Here is a 20,253-nt window from a genome sequence, read left to right on the forward strand (position 1 = left end):
TGAGCTACAGGGCATCGTTCTAAAGGACATGGGCATGTCGCCCAATGGGGTGAAGTCAGTGATAGCCCTGGCGGACGCCGTTGGAAATCTCAACGGCATACTTGACTCGTATAACGGTAAGCAATGGGATGGACGCCCCCGCCCATAATCGCATCGCTGTGCCAAAGTGAGTGGTGTCACCATCCACCTGTGCGAAGGGGTAATCAGCTATGGAAATCAGAACTGTTGGTATCGACCTAGCCAAAAACGTCTTCCAAGTTCATGGAATGAACGAGCGAGGCAAGCCCCTGTTGCGCAAACAGCTAAAGCGCGATCAGATGGCAGTGTTTTTTGCCAACCTTTCGCCTTGCCTGATCGGTATGGAAGCGTGCAGTAGTGCCCACTACTGGGCCCGTAAGCTCGAAGCGCTTGGGCATACAGTGCGGCTTATGGCCCCGCAGTTCGTCAGGGTGCCACTGGGTGAAGTCATGGCGATGACCGAGCACCGCAGCGTGAGTACGGTCATGGGCTACTTTCAAGCCGGTGCGCTGCTCGAAAGTCGAGCCACGACTCTGCTTAATTCATCGACCGTTGATGACCAAGAGCCCCCGAAGGACGAGCACATTGGGGCAGGTTTTTAACGATACGGCGATACGAAGTTACATCGACTTGACCGATACCACCTCCACGTATCTGAATTTTTTCCGCGCCGCCTTGATTGCCTCTTGCTCTGCGAGCAGAGAGCTCAGCGTGTCGGCCTCATGCACAAGCTCGTGCATTTGACCCTCAAAATCGTTCCCCACACGCAGCGTGACCCTCAGCCTGGGCGTAAAACCTTTTGAGATTGAGGCCTTCTTCTTTGCACGCGTAACAGGCAGCGCCGGTACATCATCCGGGGCGATAATTTGCTGATGCACAATGGCGCCTGGCGCAGGCGGCTCGACGTCGCCGAACAATGCTCGACGTATCTCTTCTTCTGTAAGTTCGGTACTCATCACTGTTCTCATTGAGCTTGATACATCACGTGGCCGATTCTAACCCGGCGACTGCTATGCTTGAATTTTCTCGACAGGAATTCGAACGAGATGACGATGGAATACTCACTATCAGACCTGTTGGAAAGGCTGTATGAAAATCAATTGGCCCTAGAGGCTGCGCTGATGGAATTGGCCATCCACGCCGAGAGGCAGGGGTCAAACGACGTCGGCGAAAATGTCCGCGGTGCGTTATATATTTTAGGTGAAAATGCCGGCCACATTAAGCAGGGGCTGGCCAAGCTCAGCTCTAAAAGCCTCTGATCCTCGTGCAGGATACCACTGCTCGCTCAAGCAAACACTGCCTTGAAACGACGCGAACCACTCGTAATTCTCCAGGCTTTGCACATTCATATTGCTCCATTGCTGTTTAGGCCACAAAGATGCGGGTGGGGCCGCCCTATAAAAAGCTCGTGGTCGGCAATAACTGCATATGGCTTCCATCCAGGAGAAGATCAGCGGGCAAGTCCTTCAAAAAGCCCAACTCTAAAACCAGTTTTTTCAGTCGAGTCTGATCATGCAGACCCACATGATAAAAAACTAAAATTTTTTCATACTCCGATAACTGGGCAGACACCATCGAGAGGTACGGTTCAGTTGAACTAGACTCCGAAGCTATATAAGCCAAAACTACTGAGAGGCTTTCATGCCAGCTATGCAAGTTTTTTCTGGTAGGCTCCCAATACTCTGCATACATAGCTTTTAGCTCCCCCATTCCTTGCAGTGTCTTGCCGTCGAATGCCATCCCATTATCTTTAAATTTAGTTCGATATATTGTTTTTAACCTCAAATGGAAGCGAGCCATACAGTCTGTCCCGGTGACCGTCTGATTGGATTTTACTATCAACAAATCTATCGACTGAGTAAGCGCAGAGTGAATCTCGAGCATCTTGAGGAACGTCACCTCAAAACCCTGCTTCCTGAAAGCCACTACTTGCTCACTCAAAGCATCCGCGGAGCGCTTCATTTCCTCCCTTGAATCTCTTAACTCTACTTTTTGAACAACTATTGTCAAAAGCAGGCCCATAAAAGTAAGAAACGTCAAAAACGGGTTGGCCACCCCGCCAAAAAAATCACCGAAAACCCCGTGACTGGGCTCGCCTTCTTTGTTTGCAGAGAGGGTCAATACCACGTCAATTAAAAAAATGAGCAATACCACTAACAATGCAAAAACAAAAATCCGGTATAACCCTTTGACACCCAGATCCTCTCCTGGTTTTACGAAGGATTCAAACCATTGAAATGGTCTGTTCCACAACCGTGCTATCCATGCAACCATGCCCGCTCTCCCCTTTTGAATGGCATCATAATGCTTTATCCGCACCTCAGCGTAAATCGAAGAGGTGGGGATCGCTCTTCCAGTTTTCGCTTACGCAGAGTGCCATTGGATAACCAACGGCTCTGCTGTTTCGAGAAGCAGAGTGCGTATTTCGGCATGCACTCCGGCTTTGCTCCATTTAACAAGCAAAGGCGCCGTTAATTTGCCAATGCACCAATGCGCTGGCTGTATTCTCGTCCAATATTGCTCCGCCTCTTAACGACGTAGTGGGGTCAGAAGTGATATTTCTCAACGCGGCGCCTGAATGCCTCCTCTGACCCCTCCATGATGTCGAGCACGGCCAATGCCATTTCTCGTCTGTCCAACCCACCTTGGTCGGAGGTGAATACTACGGCAAAGCGGTACAAGCGCCGCTCGCCGTCGTCCCGCGCTTCGCCGTAGGTGTCGAGGATTTGCCGCGCTAGTAAAGGATTGGCAAAGTCCTGGGCGCGTACGGTAACTCACGACAGGTAATCCAGCCTGTGAGTTCATGGTGGTGTCCTACATGACGCTATAACCGTTCAGCGTGATGCTTGCATCGAATCTGCGCTGCCCCCCCTCAAGCGTTTCTTTTAGTGGCAAAATGACACAATTAACGAGCCACTTTTCTCGCACAACGGCGCGGGCACAACACAAACTCCGCCAAATTTTGTGTTGTGCCCCCAAGATCAAGGAAGAAAAAAATGATCCGATTAAAGCGGGGTCCCGTCCCGGATATCCTAAATTCCGAACGCGCTAACATGCTGCGAAAGGAAGCTGCCGATTTTTTCTCTCAACCGCGAGAACAACGGAGGCAGAAACGCTTTGAGTTTCAGAAGTATGCAGCGCAGTTAAACAGTGACATACGAAAGGCGCTGGCCGAATGTTTCCCTAGCAAGTGCGCCTACTGTGAGACCCCGGTCGAGAAACCTGAAATAGAGTTGTTTCGCCCCCGGCAGAGTGCCAGCAATCTGGACGGTTCTGTAGACGACGACTGCTATTGGTGGCTCGCGCATGACTGGTCGAACTACCTGCTCGCCTGCTCTCCCTGCAACACCTTAAAAGGGTCGCGCTTCCCCGTCGAAGGACTGCGTGCTGGGCCATATCCGACCAGCCTAGGCTTGACTGAAGAAGAAAGGCTACTGCTCGATCCTTGCGAAGATGAGCCGTCTTCGTTACTGCTTTTTCTAGAGGATGGTCGTGTCACAAGTGACGACTTTCAGGGCTCGGCGACGATCGATGTACTCGGGCTTAACCGGGAGGCGTTGGTGCACGCACGTCGTCGTGATCTAGAAAACCTGAAACGGATTTTATCGGTACAAAAGATAGCCTTCGATTCGCCCTATTTGGTGGATGACCTACTGAGCGCAATGATTACGGATGACAGTCCGTATGCCGCCATGCGCAGACAGTTCGTAGCTACCTGGGCCGCTGAGGAGGCCCCTGCTGGTCCACAAACGAGCAAGCTACTGCAACAACTGCAGCACCACCGGGGCGCAGTGACTGGGAGTCTTGTTGCAAGTCTGGATGACTTGAAGCTAGCGGCAGAACGTCTCACTAATACAACTGTGGGGATGGAGTCTTTTTCTGTATTGGAAGAGCGAATATCGAATGACTTCTACCGTAAAAGCCGTTTTATCGAACACTTCCAGTTGACCAATATCCGGTCATGCGAAAACGTAAGCCTACAGACCTCACTGGGAGCAGGAGGATCAGGGAAGTGGTTAGTGTTGCTGGGCGAAAATGGCACAGGCAAGAGCACAACCCTTCAAGCCCTTGCTTGTGCACTGGCGGGACAGGATGCCGTTGACGATCTCGATATCAAAGCGTCTGACCTGCTACGCAGCGGCTGCGAAACCGGTACAGTCAGCGTGCAATTGTCTAGCTTCTCCAGACCCATCGTCATGACGCTTAACGCAGCAAATAACAGCATCACCATTGATCCGCCTGAGCCCAAAGTCATGGTCCTGGCATATGGCGCAACTCGGTTATTAACACCGCATAAAAACAAGGCCCTGCCTCGCGCATCCGTTCACATTGCCAACCTCTTCAACCCGCTCGAACGTCTGAGTAACGGTCGCCCTTGGCTTTACGACACGGATGATCAAGAATTCGACCGGATAGCACGTGCATTGTCCGCCCTACTACCTCGTCCGGATGGCGCTCAGTTCTTTCGTTACAATAACGAAATCATTGTAAAATCCGCCGGAGTTATCGATACCCTGGAGGCACTTAGTAGCGGCTACCAGGCTGTACTTGCGTTGGCATTAGACATCATGAGCGTGCTGCGACGGGGCTGGCAAGATGCGGCCTCCGCTGAAGGGATCGTGTTGATCGATGAGATTGATGCCCATCTCCATCCACGGTGGAAGATGCGCATTATCCAGCGCCTGCGTGAGGTCTTCCCTCGCCTGCAATTCATCGCCACAAGCCACGAGCCACTGACACTACGGGGTATAGAACGAGATGAAGTAGCGGTGTTGAAACGGACACTGAGTGGCGCAGTGAAGGTCATAACCGCAGAAACCGACGATCTGCCGTCACCTCGCAATATGACAGTGGGTCAATTGCTGACCTCTGACTTCTTTGGCCTGAACTCGGCCGAAGACCTCGAAATCGATACCCTGTTTGAGGAGTACTATCGACTGCTTGCCTCAAGGGAGCGAACTGTCGCAGATGAATTGCGTCTTGAGGAACTCCGTGAAGAGCTTGAATCAGGCCGCCAGTTAGGTTTGACTGAACGTGAACGCTTGGTTTTCGAAGCAGCCGATGCATACATTGCTGAACGAATGGCCAGGCGGCAGGCGTTACCGGAACAATTAAAGTTGGGAGCCCAACATCGTCTGCAACAGCTATGGGCAACCCTGGATGAGCCTGACACGGTCCCCCCCCCACAACTGGGAACTGACAGGAAGTCACCCTTATGATCAGGGTAGAACGGGCGGAATGCCCACCTAGTTTGAATGGTCCTGATTCAAAAGGTAGCCGAGAGCGAGCAGCCGCACTTGTCGCGCAAGCGGCAGGTGGAAAAACAAAGTTCAGAGCGTATAGAGAGTCTGATGTCGTTCTCACTCTACGCGAGATGTTCAATAAGAAATGCGCTTACTGCGAGTTCAACTATGCAGCAGGCTCCCCCGAGGATATTGAGCATTTTCGTCCCAAAGGTGCCGTAGTCATCAACGGCCAACTTACCAAGCCAGGGTATTATTGGTTAGCCGCAGAGTGGAGCAATCTGTTGCCATCCTGCATCGATTGTAATCGCAAACGCTCCAAGGAGTTTGCGGTACCCAATCAAGCGTCCTCGGGAAAAGCCAACCTATTTCCCGTAGTGGACGAAGCACACCGATGGCGTAGCCATACCGCTCCCAACGTGAACGAGCAACCGTTGTTACTCAACCCCTGTGATGACTATCCCGACCAACACCTCGAGTTTCTAAATGACGGTTTGGTACGGGCAGTAGCCGATACCGCTGGAAACCCCAGCCCCAAAGGCGAAACCTCGATAGAGGTCTTCGGTCTGTTACGCCATGACCTTGTCGAACAGCGGGCCGCCAAGCAACTCATGATCAGAGCAGCCATCGAACGCGCCCTTGAGGCCGCCGAGATAGCCGAGGATACGGACGACATCACACGTAGAGAGAAATGGCTAAACCTTTCTGCAAATCTTCTAATGGACGCTCGGGCTCACTTAGACCCGCGACAACCGTATAGGGCAGCAAGCGAGGCGATTTTCCGCGAATATGGCATTCCGCTCTAGCCTAACTTGATCGCTCAAAAAATTGCCCAAACTGAATTGGTAAAGCGATGAGCACAACGATCAGCTACGCCTGGTGAGCGCGGCCTCGTAGCTGGGCCGAGGATGGGATGTAGGCGCATACCACTACGTCGCGTGCCCACGCTCGGCCTTCGCGTTTACAACAAGCGCCGGATCAAACCAGCCAACGACGGACGCGGCCTTAACAACAGCGCCCGCACCGCACTGTTGCCACGAATGCCCAGAAGCAGCCCCACTTGCGACTCGTCCGCCCCGCCCCTATACAGCAATCCTGCCACAGTACGCCGAGCATCCCGGCCGCTCAGCGACGGCGGTCCTCTGCCTATGAAAAGGGGGAGTCAATTTCAATCGACATGGCTCGGGTTCCACACAACATGGAAATGTTCATGCGGTATGCGCAGCAATACGGTGGGAATAGCGCGTCAGCACACGTGATGATGGAGGCAGAGCTGGCTTGGCAGGGACTTTCACCCAATAGGTATTTTCGGATGGGACGGCATTACCGCACTCGTTTGAAGGCGCGCGTAACGCTGGAGAAGCGATCAGGGGCAAGCCTGCCTTGTCACGCAATATTGCAGGAGAGAGGGACACGAACATGCGACGATTCAGTTACGCTGGATCATTGTTGAGTTCTGCCGATCTCGGTCTAGTACCTCATAGGATTCAAATCTGCTTCATCATAATGTTGCTCGTTCCGTTCGGCATGGAGGAAGTGCTGCCAACACTCGCAACGTATCCTCAACACCTGCCTTACTCCCCACGTGACGCTCAAAGCTAGATTTTTGACAAGGAATAATTCTTGAAACGCATGCCAAGAGATCCATTAAAATTCGATCCAGTTGAACTATTTACCGCCGTAAGCAGGGATAATAATTACAGAATCGAAGCAGAAGAGGATATTGAAGACTTCCTAGAAAAAGTTGGAAAGTCTCTCAAGTCATCTCTAAAAAATCAAAACCTGCTGAACGGTAAGCGAGTCGAAGCTTTATTTGCTCATGTTGCCGGAGCTTTGGGCAAATGCGCAATGGTGAAGCAGGAAGACAGTGGTGCAATATTCGCAGCAGGAATGAATGTTCAGGCGCCCGATTACTCTATTGCTTTGAATGACGGAGCGAGATTTCTTGTAGAGGTGAAAAACTGCCATTATGGCGATCCCAAAGAAAACTATGTGCTTCGAAAGGACTACGTAGAGCGGCTGGAGAATTATGCGCAGCTACAAGGTACAACTGTAAAGTTTGCGATTTATTTCTCCAGGATCAGAAAATGGGTACTCTTGTCCAAAGAGTCAATGACTGAACATCGGAATAAATACACGACCAACTTCATTGAAGGCTACGCCAAGAGTGAAATGATATCGCTGGGGGATAGGATGATCGGCACTAAGCCGAATTTGAGCATCGAGTTGGTTGCAAAGCCCGAAGAAGAGTCAGGAATCAATGAGGATGGGCAAGCCTCAATAACAATAGGCGATGTCAAGTTGTACTGCCATGACAATGAGATTCTGAAGGAAAATGAAAAACATATTGCGTTTTATCTCATTAGATTCGGAGACTGGACTACCGACGCTCCTTCGGCTGAGATGGATGGAGAAAGAGTAAGGTCTATTCGATATGATTTTTATCCTGACGTACCATGGGAAGAAGACCAGGGATTTGCAATGCTAGGCTCACTGAGCTCAATGGTCACTAGCGCTTACAATGAGCATACCGTATACGAAAGCAAGATATATGCCCTTGATGCTAGGGTTAACCCTGAGGTGTTTTCAGTGCATATTCCTGACGGATACAAAGGCGACAAGCTTCCACTCTGGCAATTTTGTCTTCAGCCAAACATGGAGTTCAAGATATAAAAAAGGGGCCAACTGGCCTTGGCCGTTTGCAGCCCTTAGCGACAGGCAGCAAACGGCCAAAAGCGGACATGAGTGAGTTACCGCTTTCGACCCAAACCTGTCAGCCGATATCGAAAATACCAGCTATAAAAGGTTGTCAGGAAGAAGGCAATGCATTTAGCCGTCGGCTGAAGGAAAAACAGCCAATAATAAACTGTACCCACACTGCCTCCCACAACTCGGCAGCTTATTCTAATAGCCTATTGGCTGCGACACTTGTCGCCGAGGTGCTGCGAGCACATATCTTTACAGTCATGGTGAGTGTGCGTGGTGAGATTGTTTGGCGTGAAGTACTTGCCCCCTTGAGAGAGCGAGCATGGTAGAAATGGCCAGCGTGCTGCCAGGATAGATAAAGGAGACATCACTTCAATTAAATGAATGTAGAATGTAAAAACCCGAGCCGATTAAGAACTCGGGTGCACAACTATATTTCTCATAAAATCTCTAGATCTTTTTTATTTCCTATGTTGGCTAGCGTGAGCCCACAACCTCCTGTCCAATACATACATCTTAGTGCAGGATTGCCTGTTGTTACGTGAGTTCGCCAAGCAAGCTTGCCATCTCTAGTTTTTTGGATCTTTTTGCCTAAATCTGAATAAAATGGCTTGTGTGGAGACTTCTCGACCCCTGCAATCACATGGCAGATCACATCGAATGCAGTGTTCGAAAATCGCTGTGTAGGTGCACACTGGTGCAAACCAAGACTCTCGACAAACTTATCACCAAACTCAAAACTCCCGACGCCAGGTCTGCCGCAGCTTCGGGCTAAAGCGATAGCTCCTAAGGTAAAAGCATCCTTAATCTCTTCTGGGGTATTGGCAGTATTGTAGGCAGCAGCAGCGTTGAATTGCGATAAAAACTCCGAGTAATCAGAAAATAGGGAAATACTATTCTCAAGTGTGACCGGCAATGGCGGCGGGGTCTCGGGGATACTGTTAGTCAATTCTCCAGTAAACGTAACAGACTTATGCCCAGAATCTAAGGGATGGTGCAGAATCGATAGCGATTTACCATGAAAATGGTTCGCCAGAAATATGCTCTCTACCAAGCTAACTATAGCCTCGCTTCGCTCGTGGCTACAGCCCGTGATCGCAGGAACTATTTCCTTTCTACTCCAGTAAGCTACACATTCTGGAAAGAATTTATCGTCATCCAAGGTCATCGAAGCGAGATGATAAACCACCTTGGTTATATCCTTAATTGAGAATAACTCAGTTTGGCTAGCGACCATGTTATTTTTGAATAGCGAGCTGCACGGATAATACCCAAGCGCCGAGAGCTTTAGCAAAGCGTTACTTTCAATAGTCGCTCGGTCGCTTCCTCCGGCAATTTCTCTCTTTATATTAACTAGGTCGCTAACTTTTTCAGCCAGATGGGAAGGATCGCAAAATGCCGGAGCAACTAGATAATCGCAACTCACTACGATCTGCATTAGTTCTGCCCCGCAGGTTTAGTGATCGAACCTTCTCTCTTTTTGTTAACCGCTTCCAAAAGAATATTTTCGACTTCTGTATCTGTCTGGTCGAAAAATTCGCTTGGCCAGTTCACGATAGACCCAAATGGGGTAATATCGACTTCTTGGAACTGGGAGCCATCTTTGTCTTTATTGACGAACAAAATCGTAGATGCATCTTTAATCCCGTTGTCCCGACTCTGGACGATTCGCAGTCTTAACCTGTTGATCAAGTATTCACTGTGGGTCTCAACTATCAATTGCCGATTAATCGAAAGTGCTAGAAAGAAGTCTGTCAGTCTGGATTGAACCTTGGGATGCAGATGAAGTTCCGGCTGTTCGAAAATAAGTATATCATCAGTTTCAGACAGAAGAGCCATCACAACAATTGGCAATATTTGGCTTACCCCGACACCAACATGAGTAAGGTCCTGCATTTTATCGTTTTCATTAGTTTTGACTTGTAGCTCGTAGCCAAGCTTGCCCTTGTCAAATGTTTGGAAGTCTGTGATCACCCCCATATAAGACAGCCACTCCGTACAAGCTGTGCTTAGTGTGCCCTCTCTAGTGCCAAACTCTAATTTACCGCCTTCTCTCTCCACCACCACCGGGTAGGATAGTTTAAGAGAACTATTCAGGTGCAGCACTGCCGCGGTGTTTTCGCCCTTGAGCCCAACTGTCTTAGGCTCCGATAGATCGAATGCTTGGTACATAGCCTGGGGTTCATATCGTAGTGGCCCCAAATACTTTAAATTTCTCGGGAAAAAGTATGACAAAAATATTTCCAGCTGATTCAGTGCATTTAAGCCATAGATGGCCTTTGCACGGACTCTCTTCATATTGATGTACCATGTCCCTTGGATTTCGTCACGATTCCGAATTAACACATCAGATAAAGCCTTTTTTTCTTTATCGTTGAACTCCGTAACGCTCCTTCTCCAATCCGCTATCGTGATATTTTCAGCGTCGAATAATTTATCAAACCTATCATGACTAAGCGCTATCGATTGACGCGCCAAGATATTACGAACATGTTTGGAGTCTAGCAGTTCTTTTTCCTTCTTTAGGAGTTCAAATATTTCGTCAGGCAGAACAAAATTTCGTACAAGCTCCTCATTTTCAGCCTCGATCAATGAGCGAAGCTTGTAAAGCATAGGCTTAGGTATCTCAAGGCTGCTAAGTTTGTCAACGACGTCATCATCAACCGTCTTTAAATAATTTGGCGTCCCGATCAGGAAAGGCACTAAGTTTTGACTTAACTTTTTTGTAAGATCATATATCAGATGTAAGTTGTGCGGAACTAAGTCTTGCTTAGATACGCCTTCAATTTTGTAATCTGGATACTCCTTGGAGATCAGATTTTTGCTTGCCGATTCTAAAAGGTTAACGAAGTATAGATCGCTGTTAGATTTTCCAGATTCAGCTGAAGAAAATTCTATTTGTTCGACTACGGATTCGGCATCGATTCGTTCAATTTTTATTTTCCCGCTTGTGATCTCTGGGTGAAATTCACTATCAAACTTTCGATTGCTTTCGTTTTGGGCGCTGAAAGTTAAGGCGATGCTAAGTCTTTTTATTCCGGCAAATGTGATTTCATGTTGCATTTCCATGTTGATTTCAATGTCGATACTACGATCTTTATTTTTTTCATCATCGGCCGACATGTGATTGAATATATCGTGAAAGGATCCAAGACGCACTAGTCGTCCGTTCAGGGAGACAGAGCGCCGTATATATCGTGAAGCGAATGTTTGGCTAAGCATCAGAAGCGCTTGGATAATGGAGCTTTTTCCGGAACTATTCGATCCGCAAATTAATGATAGGTTTTGAAATTGTAGAGTTGTTTCTTTCTGAATCGATTTGAAGTTTCTTAAGGAGAGTGAGCTTATCATTGGACGTCCCTGAGATTACAACTGAAGCCAGACTGGAATCGTCCGAGTATGGCATAATGCCGCCCTTGATCAACCTCCCTGAGATAGCCATTAATGGCAACGATTAAGCATCAACGATTCTGATAGTGAGGATGTCCAATTTCTGGGGCTTACACATCGTCCGCTTAGGGTCGATTGCTTTCAGTCAGGCGCAAAATCAACAGTTTTATCGGTGATGGATTGGAACGCCTGCGTTTACAGACCATAAAACACGAGGCTACAGAACCATCACAAGCCATCCGTACCACTTCCCTCGGCACCCTAGAGCTATTGGCTCCCCTCACCACTTCAAGCTATGCTCGTTGTCGTCAGCGGTACGGTTATGGGCTGTACAGTGATGCCGCAGTCGAACAGCGGCCTAACAAACGGTTCGAGTCGTTCGTTTTGCTCGCCGGCCCTTTAGCCAAACGTCAGGACACACCATGGATCCGATCGCTTCATTTCTTTGGGATATTTTCAAAAACGTTCTCGGCAACCGCGCTGATGAATTCTTTTTCGGAAAGAATGAGCCCGAGCCAGAACCGCCTGAGGTCGAAGAAGTACCAGCTCCCGAAAAGCTGGACGAGAAGGTCACCGCCAAAGCTCGCAGATTCAAAACATTTGATGCGGTATACGACCTAGAAAAGATTCTGTCTTACGTCGATGCCCCGATTGTTCACCTGCTCATTGAGGATAGCCCAAGCTCTGCCTACAACCTCCCTGGCTATGTCCTGGAATCTGGAAGCACGGGAGAGTGGTTTGTATTTTCCCGTGGTCGTTTGGCGCTTCAAGGCTCCGGTGGCGGACATAACAATACTGAAGGCGTCTTTTCCCTCCTCTCCGCAAAGAAGACAACGATTGGAGCATGGGTGGTCGAAAAGAAACTTCTTGATCTCTTCGAGAATGGCCAAGCGTTATGGCCAGAGGTCAAGCAACAAGCAGTGCCCCTGCTGGCATTTCTTTCTGAGGAATACTCTTGGTCGGAAATTCAAAAGCAATTTCGAGCCTTGAGTACTAATAATGCTTCCTAACTCTACGCTCAACCAAAGTCTGCGCGATAAGGCCACGCAGCTCTGGTTGGCTCCACGTTAGCGTCCGCTTAGGTGCGAAAGTGACCTGATGCGAGTGGCTCCTTGTGGCAGAGGCTGTGTAAAAACGTTTTCGAGTGCGACAGGTACTCATCACCGGACTGGAAATCGCGCATTTTTGCGAAATCTACTTCAGCTGACTGCCGATAAATTCCAGATTTAACGTAGACGCACGCACTTTAATTTTGGCGAAGCGTTTTTACACACTAAGGGCCAGAAGCGGCCATCGGGCGTCTACGAAACTAGCGACGATTCAGTCCGGGAATTGTTGACCACTACACACCCAATCCGTCGCAGAGCCACAGCTATCGCATTTCATGTCGCAGAAAATTAAACACCTGCGACTGACTAAAGCGACACCGCAACGTTTTACCCAGCAGTGCGAGAGAATCGTCGCATAACTTTGGAGTTGAGCGACAATAGTGGACGTTCATACTTTCAGATGCCCAGACGTTGCATAGAGCGTCGGGTTGCGCCTAACGGCGTTACCCCTCCTAGAGGTGTAAGGACCTTTTTTACAGGTCATCAGTACCCGATAGAACGGAATAGCGCTGATCACTAATAGTGAAGCTTTCACTAGACTTATCGACAGAGATCGCTAACCGACTTATCGCGGCGGGTTGGATGTGTGTCTTTTAATACTGATTTAAAGAAAAGGTCGGCACCGGGTCAGTTAACATTCGGCCTGGCAGCATCAAATCAATCGGTAAGCGTCGGCCGGAAGCACGAGTGATTACCTGTGTCCTATGCGCCGAGCAAGTGTAAGCAATGGTGTGCTAAATTTCTTACCAAAGAAAAAGGCCCCACCTATAATCAGGTGGAGCCTTTTTTTACTTCAGATTAACGGTTGCTATCTGGAGTTCTGTGGGTAGGAACCCATGTAGAGTCCGGACGGCTAGTTGGTGGTAGGCGCGTATTGTCAGGAACAGTGGTGAAGTTGGGACGCTTGCCGCCGCGTGGCCCTTGTTCCTGAAAAATGCCGCCGTTATTACCGGTATTGGAACCGGGAGTTTTGCCATTTGCCATGAGGATTCTCCTTAGGCGATAAATGCGCATTAACCCCGAAGCTGCGGCCGCAACTGGTTGTATGCTGTACAAACAGTGTGCGTACGCATAGAATCTCGCTCCTCAGGTTCTGCGCTTGGGTAGCCGTAAGGGGGGCCGTCTCGACAACATTCCCCCTTACGGCCGATTGAGTCCCGCTTTCGCGGGACTTTTCATTTAGGCCAAAAGCCAATCTCTTACAAGCGTCAGTCATTAATTTGACTAATCGCCTCGTTCTGTCTGCTTGCTGCCTGCTTGTTGACACTCTAATGATGGCCAGAGAAGACATCAAGCGTTTTTTCAGCTTTTTTGCTTGTGCATATCTTTTTATTTTGTGCATAAGCCTGTGGATAAAAAACGTGTTTAAGCCGGCCCCCCTCAATTTATTCAGCCTTGAGGGGGGGCTCATAGAAGAATATATACATTTGTATGTTTTTTGATCAGCTGGTTTTTGCTTAAGTGTGGCCAATTTCCTACAAATCCCTTCGTGCAAAGGTTCACATGTCTTGTATTTGTAGGAAAAGGCTTACACGCGATAGTTTTTTTCGATTTTTTCTTGAGTTTTTACTAGCCATAGAAACGTAAATTTCACTTTAAAAACCTCAACGCCATGGGTAGGGTCAGTGCCGAAGGCGTCGTCGAATACCTGCCTCGGTATCCTGCCGCTCTGCCTCATATTCGTAGGTCTCCACCATTGATATAAGAAGAGACGAGGAGACGAACGGATGGGTAAAGTGGAGGGCTTCCGCCCATCTGCGATACTTGGCTGCGAGCTCTCTCTCCTGACCTCCTCCTTCGCCCCGCCAGTGCGCCCCACGGGCGTTGTACAGTCCCGTATGAGCGCCCCGCGATATTTCCTCGGATTCCAAGTCCTCCATAACATTGCGAACAGCCTCGTTGGGCCACACTCCATCCTTTCCTTCAGAGGCACGGGCCAAAAGCTTGCCAAGGCAAACATCGGCTATTTCTGCGCGGTCGAGTTCGGAACAACGTCTGCGGACCATCGATATCCACTCGGTCAGCTTCTCGCGGGCCAACTCTTCAGTGGCTTCATCCTGTCCAGGTATGCGCTCCAAAGCTTCCAGCAAGTTGTAGCCCCTGAGAGCTAAGCCCTCCCGTCCATCTTCCGCACTGAACTCCGGAGGATCTTCGCCGGGAGTCTTGCGCTTGTACGTCCAAGCGATCGCCTGCACGAACATTTCGGGATGATCTTCGATATAGCGTTCCAGGTTCGGAATCTGATGTCCGTCACCACCTCGAAGTGATCGGGCGAGTACATCAATAAAAATGAACTCCAGCCCTGCCTTTTCCTCGAGCAGCACGTCGGGATTTCGGTTTAATAGCTTGAAGGCTTGCTGGACTGCATAGCGTTGAAGCTGATACTCGCCTTCCTTGTCATTGCCGTCTTTGGGTATGTCGGAAAGCAGCCGAACCAGAAGTTCAGGACGTACCTCATCAAGCTTGAAGTGAACGGAGGAGAAGGCGGCACGCGGTCTTTTCGCGCCAAGCAGATGCCCGATGCTTTCGTTATTTTGATCCGGCGCATCGAATATGAATTCCGGTGTGACATCACGCCAGTAGCTACGACGCGCTTCAGCTGAAAGTTGATCCACGAGTGCCCACGTCGTTCTACGATAGGGTGAGAAAAGGAGCATGCGAAGAGCATCCTGCTCAGACATTTTATCGCGCAAGCTTGCGAAGAGAGCCTTGTGCTGATCTTGATCAAGTGCACCCAAAACACCAGTTGCGATGCTGTTGTGGCCGGAGTCATTCTCCTTGCTAAGGCACTGGAGAATCAGCTCTTCAAGCTGCTCTGCGTTTAAGATTCCACGCGCCAGATACCAGCCGATTTGCCGGTGAGAATTGCCTTTCATGGCAAGGTTGAAAATTCCACGTAGCCCACTGTTGGCTGCGATCTCAGTCAAAGCTTCGAATCGGAGCTTTTCGATCCGGCGTTCGCGCGCCTGAAAATTCAGCTCTTCACCAGAGAGTTCATCTGCCGATTCCTCGACCCAGCCCTGCCGGAACAGCCATTCGTGCTTATTGATGATGTCGGTCGGCTCCATCGAAGCGTAAACAGCCTTCGCAATTTTCGAAAGGGTGGCTTGTCCACCTTCGTCCGCCTTCTTTCGGCCGCGTCTTGACAGTACTGTCACACGGATTCTGTCGCGCACACGGGCGATGTCGGCGTCAATGGCTCCGGCCTGCTGCCATTCGTCGATGATTTTCCAGACGTTTTCTTGATCCTCGACAGATAGCGCGTGGAGCCGCGTGATGAGGTCGCAAATCATGTCGGCTGTGTAGGACGGCATGGTCAAAGCCATCTTGACCATTTCGCGGACAAAGTCATTGGCGGGCCCCCAAGTGCTGAAGGGGTCGCCAAACCCATATCCATCGGGCCTCCATTTAGGCTTTTGGGTGTAGTCTCCGACGCGACTCCCGAAATCGCCGAACTGCTGGAGGCAGATCTCCCAGCCTATTGTGGGGTGCTTCTCCAGTAGCATTCGCATAGCGTTCAGTCGCGAGTCGTGGTCAGCAGCCGTCTGCGGCATCCACGCTCTGAAGATCGACCCCAGTGAGCCAATTGGCTTATTAGACCAGTTGTCGCCAATTTTGACTTCGGCGAGCCGTCCCAGAATTTTGACGACCCGAGGAAAAGTTGCGGGGTTCCAAGCCAGCCCTTCAAGCGCCCACAGAAGACCTGTTCGTTTAGGTGAGCCAAAGAGGCCTGCCGCGACAGGACGCAGCAGTCCGAGCGTGCAAGGCCTCTCTGATCTGAGGTCGCGCTCAATAATGCTCAAGAACTCGTTGGGGGCAGCTTCCGCATATAGAGGAAGATCGCGATCGTTCGCTTCCAGCTTCCGGGTCTCAAGCGGCTCAAGGAGTTCCCTCACTAACCGGGCAGCAGCGAGTTCACCATCAAAGCCAAGGCGTTTCCCGAAAAGATGCTTTCCATGAACAGCGAGCAAAACTAACGTCTCAGAAATGCCTTCGCGAAGCGCTGAAGAGAACTCGCGCTTCTTTCCGTGGATGGCCGCCGCCCAACGCTCGTTCTCCGGAAGATCGAGAGCGGGGTCGCCCTCACCCAGAATAATCTTTGCGATGTCGAAAAAATGGTTGAGGTCACCTAGGGTGACAGCCCCAGCAATCGCAAATAACGAGTCGATCTTGGAAATCACTCCACGATAGTTTCCGAGGGACCACACGGGGGAATCGTTGAACTGCAGCAGCTCCTGCACGCGTCTCTCTAGTGCATCAAAGGAGAGGTCACCCGCAAGCAGCGAAAGAGCTGTTTGGTCTGCATCGTTACGCGTATCCCATGTTCCTAAAAGTGCGAGCGGAACAAGGTTAGAGGCGGCTTGATGATTGGCAGCCCACGCAGGCGTTTTGATCGCTGGGATTGTCGAAAGTATACGCCGCAGCACAGTGAGTGAGCGCCCTGAGGCATTAGCAAGCCTTGTTATCTCGTCGCGCCCTTTATCCATTGCTTCAAGTGCTTTGTCGAAAGTCTCATAACCGAGTGGCTCTAAGATGATGTCCGGATTGGCATTCGCGGCGTTGCGCGGATAGACCACGATTGTACGCAACGACCCGCTATAGGAGCCGAACTCCCGCTCGACGTCTCGCGTGTGCGCAACCGCAATGAAATTGGTTGTGCTCTGGGCAAGTTTTGGTAGCACGCCGCATTCGTCGAACACGAGCACGCGGTCTTTATGATGGTCAAACTCCGGTTCGCTGAATATCTGGCTTAAGAACGCAACGGCTTCCTCAACTGAGTCGGCCGTGATAACAAGCGGCTCTGAGTCGCGCTTCAACAAGAACGATTTTATACGGCTGCGCCACACGTCGTTCGCGGTGCTGAAGAGCGACGGATGAAGGGGTGTTTCTGCAACATTTGCCCAATCAGTCCAGCATTTTTCGAGAGTTCGAACGCCTCTCGATGGCCGTTCAGTTTGATTAGCAAACCATGTCTGCGCGGCAATGGATGTCTCCATCCATTGCTCTAAATCACTAACATCGTAGGCTCGAACATCCTTCCAGAGTCCCTTTGCTTGCATGGCTGTAAGCCATGCAGCCTTTCCAGGCCATCGTCGAGGGGTAACAAACACAAACGTGATGTTTTGACGATCAGCCTTACTGATAGCTTTCACGCTTTTCGCAAAATCGCCGTCAGCTTTTGCTTTGATGTCAGCATTGACCCCGAACTCCCAGCCCGATGCTCCGGCAGGAATCCATGGCGTCCCCAGGGGGCCTTCAATAAAGCCGTCCCAGCCAGGGCGCTCTGCGTCGTCGTTTCCGGGAAAGTCAACTTTCTCCAGATTCTCTCCTGTCGAATTGACGAGCGTGCGAAGCAGAACCGATAACCGGGTGCGGGCTAAAATTGTCTTAGAAAACCAGTCGGTTATGTCATTGCCTGAAATTCCAAGAAACGGCATTACGTAGGCGCGCACGCTTGCTGCGGCAACTTCGGTCTTGGCGGCGTGCGAGTCGAAGGAGTTCTGGAGGTTGAGAATATCTATAGCCGGTACGCCAAACGCCCGCTCCAGCCGCGCGGCCATATCAGGCGTCGCTGATACTTTTGCATTGAGGAAATTTGAAACCCCAGGACGGCTTATACCGATAAGCTTAGCCGCGTCGGTCACCGTGAGATTCCGAGGGTTGAGGATGTTTTCTCGGACCCAATTTCCCGGGTGCAAGGAGGTATTTTCCTTTTTCATTTTTTGGGCCCGTTTTATGTAATGCGTAAGGCTACACCTTACACACCCAGGGTGACCGGCGCAATTCTAGAAATATAGATCGCATACACCCTTCAGTTTGATGGTGCAGCGATGCTTGTCGCGCCACGTAACAACTCCGCGTAGACGCGGCGAGACAAGGTAGGTTTAGACCCCGAAAGCTCCTTAGATCGCCACATGACAGTCATCGGGGTCGATAGGGATAAATGGAAAACATCGTGTGGTTAGAGAATACCCACCGTCAATCAAACCGTGCATCAAGCCGAGGCCATAGCCCGGGGTGATCCATGGGCGCCAGGGAATCGGGCCGCCTAGTGTTCGTGCTGTCTGCATTTCCTTGAGCAAGCCCGCGCAGAGGAGGTCTGCACAGAGAAGTCGATCCAGAAAGAGTGCTGCTTGCGAAATCGGGCCGATCAACAAGCTATGGTAAACCCATGCGGGGTCATAATTTGAGGCGCTTCCAAGAGGGGACGTTTGTAAGTCGGCTCGCGTTTTAGCAAAGCGAACGTTCGAGATACCCAGAGGGGAAAGAGCACGTTGAATCACCGCATCATCAAGCGTCAGATCAGTCAGCCGTTCAATTAGCCTGCCGATGAGTAAATAGCCGACATTCGAGTAACGCCAGCCGGTTCCGGAGGTGTATCGAAGTCAAGTACCGTCAAGGCGCCGCATCATTTCATCTGCCGGCCATGCTGGCTCACCGTTAGCAACGGCGGTGTGATACTCCGCAAGTTCTCCGTAATCAGCCAAGCCGGCCTCGTGCCGCAGTAGCTGGCGTAACGTGAAAGGCTGATCGGGAATGGGGTCGTCCAAGCCGATCAGTCCGTCACGCACCAACGATAGGGCCGTCGCAGCCAAGACCGTTTTCGTGAAACTCCACCAGGGGGCCATCAGTTCCAATCGGTCTGGCGTTTGTGGCTGACCATTTGACAAGAGTGAAATTAGCATTGGCTTCCCTGGAATGTTGAGCGGATCGACAGCTCGACAAGATATCTCAATTACTCTTCTTCGCCGGGGTGAAGTCAGCCGTTTGTGCTGTGCTGAACGACTGTTTCTGGGCTTAGTGACACAGGGCAAGCGTCATCGTGCTAAATCGCCAAAGGGCGCGCTGGTGTCTATATAGCGAAGTGCCGACTGCACATCCTTCCAGCCGACATAATCCATCAATGCCTTCGTACCCCACTCATTGCGGCTGGCCCAGGTTGCGAAACCGCGGCGTAATGAATGCCCGCTGAGGCTTGCACCGTCCACGCCATTGCGGGCAAACGCCATCCGCAACAAGCGCGACACACTGTTCGGATTCAGGCCTTCTAGAGAGACATGGCCCCAGCGGTCGATCGCCCGAAACACCGGCCCCTTCTGCAATTCGCTGGCGTCCAGCCAGGCTTCATAGGCCTGTACCGGACAGAGACGTTTCAGCGCCGGGACGCTGACCGTGCGCCCCTGGTTTTGGCGATCAGTCTTGCCACTGCCCAAAAATATCTCCAGCCCCTTCCCCGTACGGACCTGGATGTGTTCGATACGCAGACGACATAAGTCATCGCTGCGAAAGGCTCGCCAGAACCCCAGCAGGATCAACGCCTGGTCGCGCAGTGCACGCAGCCGTTCGCCAGCGGCGTCAGAAGCGGCCTGTTCGGACAAACCGGCGAGACATTCCTCCAACGCCTCCAATTGCAGAGCATCGGCTTGCTGCACCAGACGCGGGTGCTCGGCCTGAATCCCGCGCAAGACATCGCGGACTTTGGACTCCTTGGTAGGGTCCTGAAAACCATGACGCTTGTGCCACTGCGCCAGCGCCGCCAGATGCGTGCGCAAGGTACTGCTGGATAGCAACTCGGCGTGCTCGGCGAGGTATCGCACCAGACTTTCACTGGAAGCGGGCAGCAATCCGCCCCACTCGTCTCCGAAGTGCGCGACCGCCTGACGATAGCGCCGCAGCGTGCTCTCGCGCCGTGCTGCTTTGAGGTACCGCTCCGCCGGGATTGTCATGCCATCTGTTCCTCGCATACCGCTAAAAACCAACCGTGCGCCGAAAAACTGCCTCACGTG

11 protein-coding genes and 3 pseudogenes are annotated in these 20,253 nt (G+C 50.9%); 7 read left to right on the top strand and 7 right to left on the bottom strand.

Annotated features, from left to right (window positions below; all coding sequences use genetic code 11):
* Positions 1 to 209: 209 nt before the first annotated feature.
* Both BMZ57_RS13665 and BMZ57_RS30335 read left to right on the top strand, forming a co-directional pair.
* Positions 210 to 449, top strand: a pseudogene (locus BMZ57_RS13665) (IS110 family transposase); the annotation flags it as partial.
* A pseudogene (locus BMZ57_RS30335) lies at positions 450 to 620 on the top strand (integrase); the annotation flags it as partial.
* Positions 621 to 638: 18 nt separating this feature from the next.
* Here BMZ57_RS30335 and BMZ57_RS13670 read toward each other — a convergent pair.
* On the bottom strand, positions 639 to 974 hold the full coding sequence (locus tag BMZ57_RS13670) for a hypothetical protein (RefSeq protein WP_069672579.1): 336 nt from the start codon (positions 972 to 974) through the stop codon (positions 639 to 641).
* A gap of 90 nt (positions 975 to 1,064) precedes the next feature.
* On the opposite strand from BMZ57_RS13670, the gene BMZ57_RS13675 reads away from it, so the two are divergent.
* Entirely contained in the window at positions 1,065 to 1,277 is a 213-nt protein-coding gene (locus BMZ57_RS13675) for a hypothetical protein (RefSeq protein WP_069672580.1), read from the top strand.
* A gap of 136 nt (positions 1,278 to 1,413) precedes the next feature.
* Here the strand turns inward: BMZ57_RS13675 and BMZ57_RS13680 are convergent, their stop codons facing one another.
* Positions 1,414 to 2,292, bottom strand: coding sequence for a putative phage abortive infection protein (locus BMZ57_RS13680; protein ID WP_069672581.1), 879 nt, complete (start codon positions 2,290 to 2,292; stop codon positions 1,414 to 1,416).
* 779 nt (positions 2,293 to 3,071) lie between these two features.
* On the opposite strand from BMZ57_RS13680, the gene BMZ57_RS13685 reads away from it, so the two are divergent.
* The 3 genes from BMZ57_RS13685 (at position 3,072) to BMZ57_RS13695 (ending at position 7,934) form a co-directional block, all read left to right on the top strand.
* Positions 3,072 to 5,237: an AAA family ATPase gene (locus BMZ57_RS13685; RefSeq protein WP_175439641.1), complete on the top strand. Its 2,166-nt coding sequence runs from the start codon at positions 3,072 to 3,074 to the stop codon at positions 5,235 to 5,237.
* Positions 5,234 to 6,067, top strand: a complete 834-nt coding sequence (locus tag BMZ57_RS13690) for an HNH endonuclease family protein (protein ID WP_069672583.1) — start codon at positions 5,234 to 5,236, stop codon at positions 6,065 to 6,067. The genes BMZ57_RS13685 and BMZ57_RS13690 overlap by 4 nt, the downstream gene beginning before the upstream one ends.
* A gap of 817 nt (positions 6,068 to 6,884) precedes the next feature.
* Entirely contained in the window at positions 6,885 to 7,934 is a 1,050-nt protein-coding gene (locus tag BMZ57_RS13695; RefSeq protein ID WP_139136444.1) for a hypothetical protein, read from the top strand.
* A gap of 472 nt (positions 7,935 to 8,406) precedes the next feature.
* Here the strand turns inward: BMZ57_RS13695 and BMZ57_RS29175 are convergent, their stop codons facing one another.
* The gene (locus tag BMZ57_RS29175) at positions 8,407 to 9,405 is read right to left on the bottom strand and encodes a hypothetical protein (protein ID WP_139136445.1); all 999 of its coding nucleotides are present in this window, start codon (positions 9,403 to 9,405) and stop codon (positions 8,407 to 8,409) included.
* A complete protein-coding gene (locus BMZ57_RS13700) occupies positions 9,405 to 11,318 on the bottom strand; it encodes an AAA family ATPase (RefSeq protein ID WP_069672584.1) in 1,914 nt (637 codons plus the stop codon). Before BMZ57_RS13700 ends, BMZ57_RS29175 begins: the two co-directional genes overlap by 1 nt.
* A gap of 461 nt (positions 11,319 to 11,779) precedes the next feature.
* On the opposite strand from BMZ57_RS13700, the gene BMZ57_RS13705 reads away from it, so the two are divergent.
* Entirely contained in the window at positions 11,780 to 12,367 is a 588-nt protein-coding gene (locus BMZ57_RS13705; RefSeq protein WP_069672585.1) for a hypothetical protein, read from the top strand.
* Between the two features lie 1,721 nt (positions 12,368 to 14,088).
* Here the strand turns inward: BMZ57_RS13705 and BMZ57_RS13715 are convergent.
* From BMZ57_RS13715 to BMZ57_RS13725, 3 genes and pseudogenes are all read right to left on the bottom strand, one after another.
* Entirely contained in the window at positions 14,089 to 18,186 is a 4,098-nt protein-coding gene (locus BMZ57_RS13715) for a HigA family addiction module antitoxin (protein WP_074900536.1), read from the bottom strand.
* Between the two features lie 225 nt (positions 18,187 to 18,411).
* Positions 18,412 to 19,152, bottom strand: a pseudogene (locus BMZ57_RS13720) (serine hydrolase domain-containing protein); the annotation flags it as partial.
* Positions 19,153 to 19,284: 132 nt separating this feature from the next.
* On the bottom strand, positions 19,285 to 20,193 hold the full coding sequence (locus BMZ57_RS13725; RefSeq protein ID WP_069672586.1) for a site-specific integrase: 909 nt from the start codon (positions 20,191 to 20,193) through the stop codon (positions 19,285 to 19,287).
* Positions 20,194 to 20,253: the final 60 nt, after the last annotated feature.

It is taken from the genome of Pseudomonas simiae (genome assembly GCF_900111895.1).
Lineage (GTDB): Bacteria > Pseudomonadota > Gammaproteobacteria > Pseudomonadales > Pseudomonadaceae > Aquipseudomonas > Aquipseudomonas simiae.